Genomic DNA, 13,625 nt, shown 5'->3' on the forward strand with positions numbered 1-13,625 from the left:
GTGACCTCGACGGTAAAGGGGTCTGGCGCAATGGCCCCAGGTCTTACCTCTACTTCGCCCCTTTGGGCAGCAAGGCCAGCAAACGCCCGAACGTCCGCGTAATCAGCGCATTCTGCGCCATCCAAGCGTGATACTCACGGTACTTTGCATCCTCGCCCAGCAGGTGTGCTTCCTCCGTCCGTGCGCGCCAGTAGTAGATACCGCTCACCACGCCCAGCAGCACCGTGTTGCGCACGGCGTCGGTCAGTGAGCCGTTCGTCACGAGGAACGGCAGCGTAGAGGTCCACCAGAACAGGTTCTTCGACAGATAGGCCGGGTGACGGGTGAAGCGGTACGGCCCGTTCGTCAGCACGCCGCGATAGGTGAGGTTGGAGAAGCGCAGGCCGAAGGCGAAGGTCGCCCAGGCGTAGATCGCGGTGAGGATCACCATTACGGCCGCCCAGAGCCACAGCAGCGCGTCGTGGCCCGCCAGCCAGTAGGCCCAGCCGCCGGTGTTTACCTCATAGCCCAGCACGTCGGTGCGGCCCATGGTGCCCCATAAGAAGGGCGGGTAGCACATCAGCGCCGCGACCCAGCCGGCGAGCAGCGGGTTGCCGCTGCGGATGTGGGCGTCGAGCGGGCGGAAGGTGAACAGGTAGCCGACGGTGCCGATTTGCACGTCGATGAGGAACAGCGCCTCGATCACCAGCGAGCCGAGTTCGACCGGGTTGTGGGCGATGGCGCCGAAGTGGGCCTCCACCACGCGCGCAAAGCCGCCGGGCAGGATCGAGATCATGAAGGCGCCGAAGAAGCCCTTGATCGCCCAGGCGCGCCAGTGCTTCTTCACCTCGTTCGCGTCCCAGGCTTCGCGCGCGACGAGCATTGCGCCGAAGTGCCAGGAATGATCGCGCGGGTTTACCATCCGGCGGTCGATCCACAAAACGTAAGGGATGGAGAGCACGAACAGCGGCACGACCGCCGCGCCGAGCACTTCCATCGCGAACAGGTACTGGCCGTCCCAGTACCAGCGGCCGATGCAGTAGAACACCGTTATCGCGCCCCAGGTACACCACAGACCGGTGAGCTTGGTAATCGAGATGTCGAGCGATTCGGACCACGGCCGCCGCAGCGACCAGTCTATGCCGGTGGAAGCGCGGCGGTGGACCTTGTCGACGAGGAGCGACCACAGGGTCATCGCAGTGCCGGTGAAAAGGACCGTAGCAACGGCCGCGTAAGGCCCGCTTAACGGCGCGCGGGGCCCGGGAAGTCCGAGGGCATCGGCAATGCCCGCCCAATTGCGGCAGACCAGCAGCCAGAGGATAAGGGCGACGAGGCCCGACAGGCCCACGCCTGCCGAAACGTCACTGGTGGGTCTGCTGGGGGCGGGAAACGCGGCATTGCTCATGCGCTATCGCCTAGCCGCAATTGGTTAAGGGGCGGCAAACCTTGAGGGTATCCGTCGCCCCGAACCAAAAGCTCGGGGCGACATGAAGGCATCAACGAAATGCGCTGATGCGGCCCGAATCGTCGAGGATGTAGAGCGTTTGGTTCGCCACGACCGGAGCGAGCGAGATCGCGCCGTCCAGTTGGGTGAACGGCGTCATCGTGCCGCTCGTCGGATCGACAGTCGACAGTTCGCCGCGTGAGTTGCCGATCCACAGCTTGTTGCCGGCAAGCACCGGGCCAACCCAGAAGATCGGGTTCTTGCGCTTCTTGGCGTTCTTGTAGCGGGCCAGTTCGGTCAGCCACCGAACCTTGCCGGTCGCACGGGCGATGGCCAGGATTTCGGCGTGGTCATCAAGAGTGAAGACCCAGTCACCCGCCACCGCAGGGGTGGAGATGCCTGCAAGGTTGAGTTCCCAGATGCGCTGCCCGGTGATCAGTTCGTAAGCGGCCATGCGCCCACCCTGGCCCAGCGCGTAAACACGGCCGCGATCGATGATCGGGTCGGCGTCGACGTCGGTGAGGCTGCCCACTTCGGTCGAGATCGAGGTGCGCGCAAGCGCATCCGACCACAGCTGGCGGCCGTTCTCGTACCGGTAAGCTACCAGTTCGCCTGACGAGAAGCCGGCGATCACGGTACCCTGCCCGGCGGCGGGGGCGCCGACGCCGAACACGCCCGACTGCGTCACCGAAGCCGATTCGTTCCAGACCGAAGTACCGTCCGACGCATTGAGCGCCACGATCTGATTGTCCTGGGTCATCACGAACAGCGAGTTGAAGCCGATCGTCGGCGAACCGCGCAGCGGGCCGGCGGGCTTCTTGCTCCAGACCTGGCTGCCGTCGGCAACGTTGAGCGCGGCGACTTCGCCAAGGCCGGTGGTCACATAGAGACGGTCACCTTCAACGCTGACGCCGCCGCCGAACAGGGAATTCTCGTTGCTGCCGTCAACCGAAAAGCTCTTGGTCCACAGGCTCGCACCGCTCTGCGCGTCGAAAGCGTGGACGACGCCGGCCGTATCCATGACGAACAGCTTGCCGCCGGCAATCACCGGAGCAGCCGCAAGGCGGCGGCGCGGTGAGGAACCGGCAATCTGCGCGGTCCAGGCGCGGGTCGGGGTCTCGGCCAGAGCCAGGTGGCCATAAGCCTTGCTGGCGGTACCGCCGCCCTGCGCCCAGTCTGCGTTCACTTCGGCAGGCGGCAGGATCACCGAGACCGCGCCGAGCGTGGTGTCGACCTTTGCGCCGCTTTCGATGCGCGAGAGGATGGGGACGCGGTTGCCCACGGTAGGGGTCTTGGCCGGGCCCTTGCCGCCGCCGAAGACCTTGCAACCGGACAGACCCATGACGAGAGCCAGGGCGATCAGCGGCACCACCTTGCGCGCGCGCAGGGTGCCGGTCGACCGGTTGTTGCAGGCGGATGCGTTCATGCGAATATCCTCAGAAGGCATGCTCATTCTCCGGCGGCCGTGGCATCGGCGGTCGCCTTCGCGGCCGGCTTGATCAGGGATTCGCCCTTTTCATCGACGACATCGTCGACTGCATCGACGCCCAGCACGGCCGCCAGCTGGCGAGCGCGGCTGCGCAGGCCGTCTTCGACGGTTTCATCCTTGGCGATGGCGGCGAACAGCGGGCCCGCCTGATCCTGCTTGCCCTGCTTGAGGTAAGCCATGCCCACCATCTCGCCCGCGACGCCGAACCAGGCATTGCCCGGCGCGGCCAGCGGCTTGAGGCGATCGACCACGTCCTGCGGCTTCATCGCGTCGAAGTTCGCACCAATCTCGCGCACGGTGGCAAGGTCACGCAAGGCCTGCGGGGCCTTGGCGTCGGCCGCGACCTGGGCGTAGAGCTTCAGCGCGTCGGCCTTCTTTTCCTGACGCAGCGCAATGCCGGCCAGCGTCAGGCGCGCGGAGGTAACCGTGGCGTCCGAAGCGCCGGCAGCAGCAATCGGTGCCAGCTTCGCCTTGGCAGCGTCGAGGTTCTCCGACTGGAGGCTGTCGAGCGCCTGCACATAAGCCTCGGCGCGCTCTTCACGCTCCTTGGTCTGGCGATGGTCCCAGTAGATCCAGCCGGCGAAGGCCAGCAGAGCGATCACGATGACCGCGAACAGCAGCTTGCCATAGCGGGCCATGAAGCCTTCGAGCTGGTCCTGGCGCACGGCTTCGTCGACTTCGCGCAGGAAAACGTCACGCTGGGCAGCGTCACGCACGGTCGAAGGGGTGGTATTGTCGGGAGGCAGGGCCAAGATTCGGGCGCTTTCTGCGGAAAATCGGGATGGTTGCGGGGCTGTTTAGCGAATGGGCGGGGCTTTTCAACGGGGATGTCGGTGCATGTCCCGGCGTGAAGCGCCGCTGAACGGGGATTCGCTCAGGGGAAGCGGGCTGTTCCCATAGCCTTGCCATAGACTTCGGCATAGGCGCGAATCATCGTGTTTTCGTCATAGTGCGCCTCGGCGCGGGCGCGATTGGCGGTGCCGACCGTTTCGCGCAGGGCCGGATCGGCCGCCAGTTCGGCCATTGCCCATGCCAGCGCCGCCTCGTCACCGGGGGGCGTGACGTAGCTGCGGTTTTCCACCGATACCATATCGGCGACGTCACCGACGGCGGGGGAGGCGACGGCAAGGCCTGCCGCCATCGCCTCGACTACCGAGATCGGAAACTGCTCGCTGTCGGAAGAAAGCGCGAAAAGGTCGAACAGTCCCACCGCGCGCGCAGGGTCGGGCACGAAGCCGGGCATGTGCAGGCGATCGGTCACGCCGCAGGCTCTGGCCTGCGCTTCGATCACGGTGCGGTCGGGGCCTTCGCCCAGGATCACCAGATGCCATTCGGGCGGCAGACCGGCAAAGGCCCGCACCAGTCGGGGCAGGTTCTTCACTGCGCGCAGGCCCGCCAAGGTGCCCAGCCATTTGACCTCCGGCGCCTTGAACAGGCCCGGAATCGCGCCGGGCGGCGGCGGATCGCGGTAGGCGGCGACCGGGATGCCGTTGATGATCAGCCGCACTCGGCGGCGCGGCTGCTTCCACGCTTCCAGTGCAATGCCCTCAAGCCGGCGTGAGGGCACCACCAACGCCGAAGCCCCAGCCAGAGCTGCCCGGCGAAACAGGTTGCGCGCCGGTTTGAGGCCAGCCGCCTCATCCTCGTTGAAGCCATCCTCGTGGTGGACCAGTGGAGGCAGCCCCAACACGCGGCCGTAAAGGCGATGCGCGAGAACCCCGTCCATCGCGCCCCAGTTGTAGGTGAGGACGAGGTCGAAGCCTTTCATGGCCCGCGCGATACGCAGCAGCCGGGCAGGCGTGGGCCGTCCCTGAAGACTGGGAAAATCGTCTGGAAACCGCACGTCCAGCGCCGGGTCCAGCGCCGCTTTCGCGCCGAATGCACCGGGCTGCGCGGATATCACGGTATGCTCGATGGTCCGTTCGCCCTCCGCCTCTGCCTGAGCGCTGAAGACGTTCATCAGCCGTGCCGCCCGCAGTTCCTTGCCGCCGGCGGAGAAGCTGGAATGGAGATGCAGCAGACGCAAGGTCAGGACACGCGCGCCAGCAGCCGCTCGATCGCGGCGATCGATTCGGGTTCATCCAGCGTCGGGGCATGGCCGACATCGGACAGCGTCACTGCCTCGGCGCCGGGTATGCGCCGCAGCATCTCGGTCAGGGTCGCATCGGACAGCAGGTCGGACAGCGCGCCGCGCAGGATCAGCACCGGCGTCCCGGACAGGGCCTCCCATGCCGGCCACAGGTCGGGCTGCTCGTCCACATCGAGTTCGAGAAAAGGCTCGGCGATCTTCATGTCGTAGTCGAAGGCCACGCGCCCGTTGCCGGTAATCGTCATCAGCCGCTTGGCCCGGCCGATCCAGAAATCGAGGCTATGCCCTGGATGGGCTGCCCCTTGCGCATCCTCCAGTCCGCGCGCGGCGTGGACCCAGGTGGCGAACGAACGCCCCTGCCCGACGTATTCCTTGATCCGCGCCAGGCCGACCGGCTCCAGCCACGGCCCGACATCGTTGAGCACGGCGCCCGCGATCCGGTCCGGGATTACGGTGGCAAGGCCCATCGTCATCAAGCCACCCAGCGACGTGCCGATCGCCACGAAACGGTCGATGCCTTCCTGATCGAGCAGGGCAAGCACGTCCTCGCAGTATTGCATCGGCGTGTAGGTGGCCGAATCGCGTGCATATTCGCTGTCGCCCCGGCCGCGCAAATCAGGGCAGATCACCCGGCGGCTTGCCGCGAGACGCGGCGCCAGCACATCGAAATCGCGGGCATTGCGGGTCAGCCCATGCAGGCAGAGCACCGGCAGCAGGTCATCGGCCGCTTCAGGGGCCGGATAATCGCGGAAATGCAGCTTGAGACCGTCGCGGCTCGACCAGAAGCGATCTTCAAAAACCTTCATGCCGGGGCGACGACCTCTCAAAAAGTCGAAAAAACAAAGGAAACCCCCGCCTTGATCGGCGGACGCGCGGGCCCCACTATCGCCTGATGAACAGCGAACCGCAAGCCGATGCCTATCATCCCGACCCGCGCATCGAGACTATCGCCGAGTGGATTGGCGACGCCGTCCACGCCGCCCGGTTCCCCCGCCACGAACTGCGCTGGCGCAACGACCGCTGGGCGGCACCGGTCGGCCTGGCCCCGCTGGACGATGCGGAATGGATCACGCATTTCGGCCGCTTCGAGCCTCTGCCCGGCAATCTGCCCCAGCCGCTGGCGCTGCGGTATCACGGGCACCAGTTCCGCCACTACAACCCGGACCTGGGCGACGGGCGCGGCTTCCTGTTCGCGCAGATGCGCGATTCGGCCCCGGGCATCGAAGGCGGTCGCCTGCTGGACCTGGGCACCAAGGGATCGGGCCAGACCCCGTGGAGCCGTGCCGGCGACGGGCGGCTGACGCTGAAGGGCGCGGTGCGCGAAATCCTCGCCACCGAAATGCTGGAAGCGCTGGGCGTCTATACCAGCAAGACCTTTTCGGTGATCGAGACCGGCGAGGACCTGCAGCGGGGCGACGAACCCTCGCCCACAAGGTCCGCCGTGATGGTGCGCCTGTCGCATGGGCATATCCGCATCGGCACTTTCCAGCGCCTCTACGCGCTGGAAGAAACCGAGCACATGGCGGCACTGGTAGCCTATTGCCTGGAAAACTACCCCGGCGCACTGCCGCCCGAGGATGCCCCGGGCCGGGACGAACCCGCCGTGATCCTGCTCCATCAGGTGGTGGAGCGGATGGCCGACCTTGCCGCCTCGTGGATGGTCGCAGGTTTTGTCCACGGCGTGCTCAACACCGACAACATGAACATTTCGGGTGAGAGTTTCGATTATGGTCCGTGGCGCTGGCTGCCAAACTGGGATCCGCGTTTCACCGCCGCCTATTTCGACCATTCCGGCCTCTACGCCTTTGGCCGCCAGCCTGAAGCAGTGTTGTGGAATTGCAGCCAGCTGGCGACCTCGCTGCGAGTCCTGACAGAAACCGCACCGCTGGTTGCCGCGCTCGACCGATTCGGGCCGCTCTATCAGGCCGCGATGTGCCGCCGCTTCGTCTGGCGCCTTGGCGTCCAGTCGCGCGGGATCGAGGCCGATTCCGCGCTGATCCAGGCAGCCGAAAAGGCGATGGTGGAAAGCGGCGAGGCGCCCGAGCAGTTCTTTTTCAACCACCGCGCGGCCCGCAATCCCGGCGAGAACGAGTTCGGCGCCTTATTGCGAGGCTACCAGCCCGCTGCCGACGTCAGCGATGCATTCTGGCGGCAGGACGCTCCCCCCGGCGTGCTGATCGACGAGGTGGAGCGCATCTGGGCGGCAATCGACACGCAAGACGACTGGAGCGAACTAGCCGCCAAGGTCGCCGCGATTCGCGAACTGGGCCGCCAGTTGGGCCCCGCCCCCGAACCGGCGGGGCAGCCCGTTGTCGTTGCATGACCGAGCGCCGACCGTTAGCGTCACGGTAGGAATACCTGTGCGATACAGGAAGAATCTCGACGTTTCACAGTTAACGGATCATCAGCCGCGATGAACGGTGCAACCACCAGCCCAGCGCCGGCAACCAGCATCCGGGAACTGAGCACAGCCGTGACCAAGACAGAAATCGTCTCTTACGAACCGGCAACCGGCGCGGAAGTCTGGCGTGGAGCGGTGGCCGACATCGACGAAACGGTCGCGCGCGCGCGCCGCGCCTGGCCGGCGTGGGCCGCGCAGCCGCTGTCGACCCGCATGGAACTGATGCGCCGCTTCGCCAACGAAGTGCGCAAGGACGCCGAAAAACTCGCCGTGATGATTGCCCGCGAAGTCGGCAAGCCGCTGTGGGAAGCGCGCGCCGAAGTCGACAGCGTGATCGGCAAGGTTGAAGTATCGATCCGCTCCTATGCCGAGCGCACAGCGCAGCGAAAGCTCGATTCGGCGCTGCAGGGCACCATGGCGGTGCGTCACAAGCCGCATGGCGTGCTGGTGGTGCTGGGGCCGTTCAACTACCCCGCCCACCTCGCCAATGCGCATATCGTGCCTGCACTGATCGCCGGTAACGCCGTGATCTTCAAGCCGAGCGAGCGCGCGCCTGCATCGGGCGAAATCCTGGCGCGGTGTTTCCACCGGGCCGGGATTTCGGCTGCGGTGATGCAGTTTGCGCCCGGCGGCCCCGCACAGGGCGCTGCCTTCGTCGCGCATGAAGGGGTCGACGGGGTGCTGTTCACCGGCTCGGCCAATACCGGCATCTCGATCAACCGCCGCCTTGCCGCGCGGCCCGACAAGCTGGTCGCGCTGGAAATGGGCGGCAACAACCCGATGGTCGTCTGGGACACTCCCAAGCTGACCGACGCCGCCGCGCTGATCGTCCAGTCCGCTTTCGCCACCACCGGCCAGCGCTGCACCGCCGCGCGCCGCCTGATCGTGCGCGATACGATGTACGACGCGGTGATGTCCGAGGTGAAGGCCCTGGCCGACCGCGTGATCTTCGGCGCGCCGTTCGACGAACCCGCGCCTTTCATGGGCCCGGTGATCGACAACGCCGCCGCCGACGGACTGACCGAAAGTTTCCTCTACCTGCTCAGTCATGGCGGCAAGGCGATCAAGCACCTAGTCCGGCCGCACGAGACGCTACCGTTCCTCAGCCCCGCGATCATCGACGTGACGGCCATGAAGGACCGCCCCGACGTGGAACTGTTCGGCCCGATCCTGCAGGTGATCCGCGTCTCCGATTTCGACGAGGCGATCGCGCAGGCCAATGCCACCCGTTTCGGTCTTGCCGCCTCGCTGATCGGGGGCACGCCGCAGGAATACAACCGTTTCTGGGCCAACGTGCGGGCCGGGATCGTCAACTGGAACCGGCCGACGATCGGCCCCAGCCATGCCGCGCCGATGGGCGGTATCGGGCTTTCCGGGAACCACCGCCCGACGGGGTATTATGCGGCCGATTACTGCGCTTACCCGGTGGCGTCCGGCGAGATGGAGCAGCCGCGCGCTGTGATCGGGGTTGGGCTGAAATAACGCGCCGTTCCTCCCCATCGCATCGCGGCAGGGAGGTATCGGGGCTTACTTTCCGCTGGCGACCAGATCGACTTCGGTCAGCCCGTTGTCCTGCTTGCGGGCATAGACCACGTAGGCTTTGCCGCCCTTGCGTCCGCCCAGCACATGGTCGCTGCCGTCCAGCTTGTATTCCGCGCCGTAGCCCGCCTTCGCCGCCTTGGTATAGTAGAAGCTGATGACGTCGGCCACGCTCACCGGAGTGGCGAAGTTGACCACGCGCAGGGCGCAGCCATCGCCGTCGATGCCCGCCGCTTCCTGCACCGCGCCGCGCGGATAGACCGGGATTTCCGCTGGCAGCTTGGCCGCCCAAGTGTTGGAATACTGCACCTTGGCCGAGCAATCGGCAGTGGCAGCCTTCGAGTTGGCGGCGACCTGCGCCGCCGTTGCCGCGCTTTGGGCCAGCGCGTTCGCGCCGCCCTGCGCCGGGGCGGGCGCGGGCTGGAGCGCGCCGCCTGCCATCTGCACAGCCTGCTTCTTCGCTGCCGCGATCGCGTCCGCCGAGCGGTCCTGCGGGGGAATGGTGATCTGACCGCCGCTGGGCGCCACTGCCGCGCCGCGTTCGCCCGACATATCGGGATCGACCATGATCTGGTCGCCAAGCGCGGCGCTCAGGGCCGGGTCGGTCTCGCCCGCCGTCGGCTTCTTGCTGCCCGAACCGCACCCGGCCAGCAGCAGGGTTCCGGCAATACCGAGCACGGCGAGGCGGGCTTGGGTGTTCATCGTCGCGTTCCTTCGTGCGGCCATAGGTCTGGCCTTATTCTGAATGTCTTAGGAAAACGCGAAAACGAAAGGAGTGCCAGCGGGTTGAATCCCTCGTCCCATTTCGGGAAGGTCGGGACGGTGGGCGTTACTCACGGATGAAGGCGCCCGCGCTAACGCGGACGCCCTCCCACCCGATCATAGGAATGAGCCGGGCGGCTCCCCCGCACGTCGCCGTTCGCGCGGGGAAACGTTACTCAGGAGTATGGTGTCAGCGGCAGCGCGACGAACCACCGCGTTCGACTTCGCGGCCCAGCAGCGCGCCGGCGGCGGCGCCAAGAACCGTACCGGTGGCGCGGTCGCCGCGGGTGTCTATACCCCGGCCCAGCAGGGCACCGGCTGCACCGCCGACCAGGAGGCCGGTGGTCCCGCCAGACTTGCGGCAATAATCGCGGCGGTCGTTGTTGCGATAGTCGCGGCGGTCATACCGGTCACCGCGGTCGTAACGGTCGCGATTGCCGTAGCCACGGCGATAGTCCTCGCGCGAGTAGCGCTGGCGGCCGTAGTCCGAAACCTGCTCACCCGGCGCCGTGAAGCTGGAGGTGGCGTGGGTCGCGACCGCGGCGGTCGCCGGCAGTGCGGTCGCCAGGCTGGCAGTAGCGGCAATGATGGCCGAAGCCTTGAAGAATGCGTTCATCTCAACTCTCCTCGCTGGTGAGGCGAACCGGCCATCAGACCCGATCCGCTGTATGCATTCATCTTTAGGGGAGTTATTATGAATGATCCGCAACGCCGCTGTCAGGATTAGAATATGCGACGAAGCGAAGGCGCGGCGGCGATAAGCCGAGCAGTTGCCCCGGGCTTCGCACGCTCCTAAGGGCAGATGCTAAGGCAGGCCGCGACGTCGACGGGGCTGCACAGAGAGAGCCGATGCCCTTGAATCCTGCCGTTTCGAAGAGTTACGCCGGCCTGCCGCAGGCGCTGGGCGCCTATGCGGTATGGTGCCTGTTCCCGCTGTATTTCGCGCTGCTGCACGATGTCGCCCCGTTCGAGGTTGTAGTCTGGCGACTGCTGTTCACGCTGCCCTTCTGCCTGGCGGTGATTTTGGTGATGCGTCAGGGCGCGGCGCTACGCACGGCGCTGACCACGCCGCGTATAGTTGGCGCGCTGGCGCTGAGCGGCCTGTTCATCGGCACCAACTGGCTGACATACGTGATCGCGGTTGTGGACGGCCACGTCCTGGCCGCCAGCCTGGGCTATTACATCAATCCACTGGTCAACGTGCTGGCCGGCACCATCTTCCTGCGCGAGAAGCTGACCCGGCGGCAATGGGTCGCGGTGTCCCTCGCCGCGATCGGCGTGGCGCTGCTGGCACAAGGCGCGCTGGATACGCTGGGGATCAGCCTGTTGATGGCGTTCAGCTTCTCCGCCTACGGTCTTATCCGCAAGCTGGTCCCGGTCGATGCGCTAACCGGGCTTACCGTGGAAACGATACTGCTGCTGGTGCCCGGCCTCGGCCTGCTGGCATGGCAGCTTTCCACGCCGCAAGGCCTGATGATGGGCACTTCGCTGCGCCTTGACCTGCTGCTCGCCTGCGCGGGGCCGCTGACCGCGATCCCCTTGATGCTGTTCGCCAGCGCGGCCCGGCAGCTCGACTTCTCGGTGTTGGGGTTCATCCAGTTCGTGACGCCGACCGGGCTGTTCCTGCTTGGCATCTTCTATTTCGGAGAACCGTTGCGGCCTATCCAGCTAGTGTGCTTCGCGTTCATCTGGACTGCGATCGCCGTGTTCTGCTGGGATATCCTGTCGCGGCGGAAAACCGCCTGAGAGCGCTTTCACCGTAGCGCCAGACCAGATGGCTTGAGGGGTTGCGCTCAAGCAGGAAGCGCGTTCATCCGCGCCTCGTTCTCAGCGTGGATGGCCACGCGGCGGCGGCCATGGCTCAGCACGCGGGCCAGCTGCTCGTCCTTGGGCACCAGCAGGCTGCGGTGGAAGCGTCAGGCAGCCCTGCCTCGCAGCAGCAACGCCTGAACGAAAGCGTCAAGGTCGTCGACATCGACGTCGAGCACCTCGTTCCAATCCTCCAGCACGGCGACGATGTCTTCGCGGCTATAGTCCGGCGCAGGCGCCGGTACATGGGGCACGCGTGGCGGGCGGTGAGGCCAGGGGTGGCCGGTGAAGTTGTTGTAGAGCCAGCCGAATGCGCACAGCAGCAGCACATTCGCCGTGATCGGCGCCATCCACGTCCAGTCCCAGGGCACCTTTCCGCTCGCGCCCAGCGCGCAAAGCAAGGCGCAGGCCCCGCCCGGCGGATGCAGGCAGCGCGCCAGCGACATCACCGCGATCGCAGCGGCGACAGCCACGCTGCCCGCGATCCACGGGTCCCCCAGCATATGGCCTGCGATGAGCCCGACAGCGGCGGAGAGCAGATCGCCCCCGATCACCGGCCACGGCTGCGACAACGGGCTGGCCGGAACGCAGAACACCAGCACCGCCGATGCCCCCAGCGGCGCGACGAGGAGCGGCAGCGCATCGCTGCCCTCGCCCGGCATGAGGCGTAGCAGCAGCCATGTCACGATCCCCGCCAGAGCGATCCCGGCGCCTGCACCTACCGCGCCGCGCGCCCAGCCAAGATGACCCATGGCGTGAGCGCGCCAGTCCTGCCGCGACGGCGATACGAGGGTTTGCGACACGGCCGGGGCTCTCCTTTCAGGGAGCCGCCCTATGGCCGATAGCGCGCCCCGTGGCGAGCCAAGGCTTGCCTTGTCCGCCGATAGTCCGGCTTTCAGAACTTCACCTTGCCCCCGATCATCAGCCGGTTGCTCACCGCGCCGCCCGGCAACGCCACCGCCTCGGCATGGATATCGACGCTTACGCCCCCGCCCAGGTCCATCGCGGCGCGCGGCAGGCCCTCCTCCACAACGTAAGTATCGGGGAGCGGGCGCACGCGCTGTTTCTCGGGGTCCGGGGCGCAGACGACGATCTCGCCCGCACGGCCTACCGGACATCGGGGTTTGACCGCCCTCAAGTCCACATTGCCATCACCGGCCGGAAGACGGGCCAGATCGAAAACCTGCACCTGCTCGGCGACGGGCGGCGGGGCAGGCGGCAGGTCGGCAAAGGGCATGATCGGCCTCGCGGTGATGTCAGCGCGGCATCAGGCCATTCAATAAAGGCCGTTTCGTGACCGGATATGCGTTAAAAATGCGCCGTCATCCGGGATTCGATTCGCAACGATGAAAGAAAACGGCCCGGTCTGCTCATAAAAGCAGACCGGGCCGAGAGCGCCCGCAGCTTGAGGGGGGATGCAACGGGCGCCCGAACTTTACCGCATCAGGCGAACTTGCCGGCCTTGGCGATTTCGGCAACCGGCTTGCGGTTGCTGACGACTTCGCGCTCCTGAAGGAACTCGGGCAGCGAGGACTTGTCGCCCTGCTTGCCGATCACGAAAGCCGCTTCCAGACGGTGGTCGGCGGGGATGCCCAGCGCGGCCTCTGCCTCTCCGAACTTCAGGCCGGTCATTCCGTGGGTGTGATAGCCCAGCGCCTGCGCCTGAAGCGCGGCCAGAACCCAGGCAGCACCGGCGTCGAAGCTGTGGCTGTGATTATCCGAGTTGCCCTTTTCCGAACGCATGTACTTGTCCGAGACGATGTACACGATCGCCGAGGCTTCCTTGGCCCAGCCCTTGTTGAAGTCGATCAGCTGGTCGAGCAGCAGCTCCCAGTTGGCATCGCCCTTCCTGGCGTAGAGGAAGGTCCAGGGCTGCACGTTGTACGCCGAGGGCGCCCAGCCGGCCGCTTCGAAGATCGCGTCGAGGTCTTCCTGGGGCATCTCGCTGCCGTCGAAGGCGCGGGGGCTCCAGCGATCGACGATGAGCTTCTCGATCTTGGGGTTGGCAATGCGTCCGGTCATCGAAAACTGTCCTTGTTTGCAAATGGGAGAAAAGGTTTGCGCAAGCAGGAAGGTGACCGTGCCCCATGAATTTGAACCCATGGGCTTCGAA

At 66.2% G+C, this 13,625-nt stretch carries 13 protein-coding genes and 1 pseudogene; 3 read left to right on the top strand and 11 right to left on the bottom strand.

The genetic code is table 11. The annotated features are described in order from the left end of the window. Positions 1-49: 49 nt before the first annotated feature. From TQ38_RS14945 to TQ38_RS14965, 5 genes are all read right to left on the bottom strand, one after another. Complete coding sequence (locus TQ38_RS14945) at positions 50-1,384, bottom strand: isoprenylcysteine carboxylmethyltransferase family protein (RefSeq protein ID WP_043971592.1); 1,335 nt, start codon at positions 1,382-1,384, stop codon at positions 50-52. 91 nt (positions 1,385-1,475) lie between these two features. Then, positions 1,476-2,849, bottom strand: a complete 1,374-nt coding sequence (locus tag TQ38_RS14950; protein ID WP_043971839.1) for a PQQ-binding-like beta-propeller repeat protein — start codon at positions 2,847-2,849, stop codon at positions 1,476-1,478. 23 nt (positions 2,850-2,872) lie between these two features. Beyond that, positions 2,873-3,664, bottom strand: coding sequence for a tetratricopeptide repeat protein (locus TQ38_RS14955; RefSeq protein WP_043971594.1), 792 nt, complete (start codon positions 3,662-3,664; stop codon positions 2,873-2,875). A gap of 122 nt (positions 3,665-3,786) precedes the next feature. Next, positions 3,787-4,938, bottom strand: coding sequence for a glycosyltransferase (locus tag TQ38_RS14960; protein ID WP_043971596.1), 1,152 nt, complete (start codon positions 4,936-4,938; stop codon positions 3,787-3,789). Between the two features lie 2 nt (positions 4,939-4,940). After that, entirely contained in the window at positions 4,941-5,807 is an 867-nt protein-coding gene (locus TQ38_RS14965) for an alpha/beta fold hydrolase (RefSeq protein WP_043971598.1), read from the bottom strand. A gap of 86 nt (positions 5,808-5,893) precedes the next feature. On the opposite strand from TQ38_RS14965, the gene TQ38_RS14970 reads away from it, so the two are divergent. Together TQ38_RS14970 and TQ38_RS14975 are read left to right on the top strand one after the other, a co-directional pair. Continuing rightward, positions 5,894-7,324 carry a protein adenylyltransferase SelO gene (locus tag TQ38_RS14970; protein WP_043971600.1) on the top strand — a complete coding sequence of 477 codons (1,431 nt, stop codon included), beginning with the start codon at positions 5,894-5,896 and terminating at the stop codon, positions 7,322-7,324. Positions 7,325-7,474: 150 nt separating this feature from the next. After that, entirely contained in the window at positions 7,475-8,884 is a 1,410-nt protein-coding gene (locus TQ38_RS14975) for a succinylglutamate-semialdehyde dehydrogenase (RefSeq protein WP_205316040.1), read from the top strand. A 45-nt stretch (positions 8,885-8,929) separates the two neighbouring features. Here TQ38_RS14975 and TQ38_RS14980 read toward each other — a convergent pair whose 3' ends face one another. Together TQ38_RS14980 and TQ38_RS14985 are read right to left on the bottom strand one after the other, a co-directional pair. Beyond that, entirely contained in the window at positions 8,930-9,643 is a 714-nt protein-coding gene (locus tag TQ38_RS14980) for a hypothetical protein (protein ID WP_043971602.1), read from the bottom strand. A 250-nt stretch (positions 9,644-9,893) separates the two neighbouring features. After that, positions 9,894-10,319, bottom strand: a complete 426-nt coding sequence (locus TQ38_RS14985) for a glycine zipper 2TM domain-containing protein (RefSeq protein ID WP_043971603.1) — start codon at positions 10,317-10,319, stop codon at positions 9,894-9,896. A 233-nt stretch (positions 10,320-10,552) separates the two neighbouring features. Here TQ38_RS14985 and rarD point away from each other — a divergent pair, with 233 nt between their 5' ends. Beyond that, positions 10,553-11,449, top strand: a complete 897-nt coding sequence (gene rarD / locus TQ38_RS14990) for an EamA family transporter RarD (protein ID WP_043971604.1) — start codon at positions 10,553-10,555, stop codon at positions 11,447-11,449. Here rarD and TQ38_RS30945 read toward each other — a convergent pair. The 4 genes and pseudogenes from TQ38_RS30945 to TQ38_RS15010 all read right to left on the bottom strand — a co-directional run. Beyond that, a pseudogene (locus tag TQ38_RS30945) lies at positions 11,448-11,607 on the bottom strand (dihydroorotase); the annotation flags it as partial. The gene rarD and the pseudogene TQ38_RS30945 overlap by 2 nt on opposite strands. 12 nt (positions 11,608-11,619) lie before the next feature. Further along, complete coding sequence (locus TQ38_RS15000) at positions 11,620-12,315, bottom strand: HPP family protein (protein WP_240197902.1); 696 nt, start codon at positions 12,313-12,315, stop codon at positions 11,620-11,622. 92 nt (positions 12,316-12,407) lie between these two features. After that, positions 12,408-12,749, bottom strand: a complete 342-nt coding sequence (locus TQ38_RS15005; protein ID WP_043971606.1) for a hypothetical protein — start codon at positions 12,747-12,749, stop codon at positions 12,408-12,410. 206 nt (positions 12,750-12,955) lie between these two features. Next, positions 12,956-13,534, bottom strand: a complete 579-nt coding sequence (locus TQ38_RS15010; RefSeq protein ID WP_043971848.1) for a nitroreductase family protein — start codon at positions 13,532-13,534, stop codon at positions 12,956-12,958. Between the last annotated feature and the right edge of the window lie 91 nt (positions 13,535-13,625).

The sequence above is a fragment of the Novosphingobium sp. P6W genome, assembly GCF_000876675.2.
GTDB lineage: Bacteria > Pseudomonadota > Alphaproteobacteria > Sphingomonadales > Sphingomonadaceae > Novosphingobium.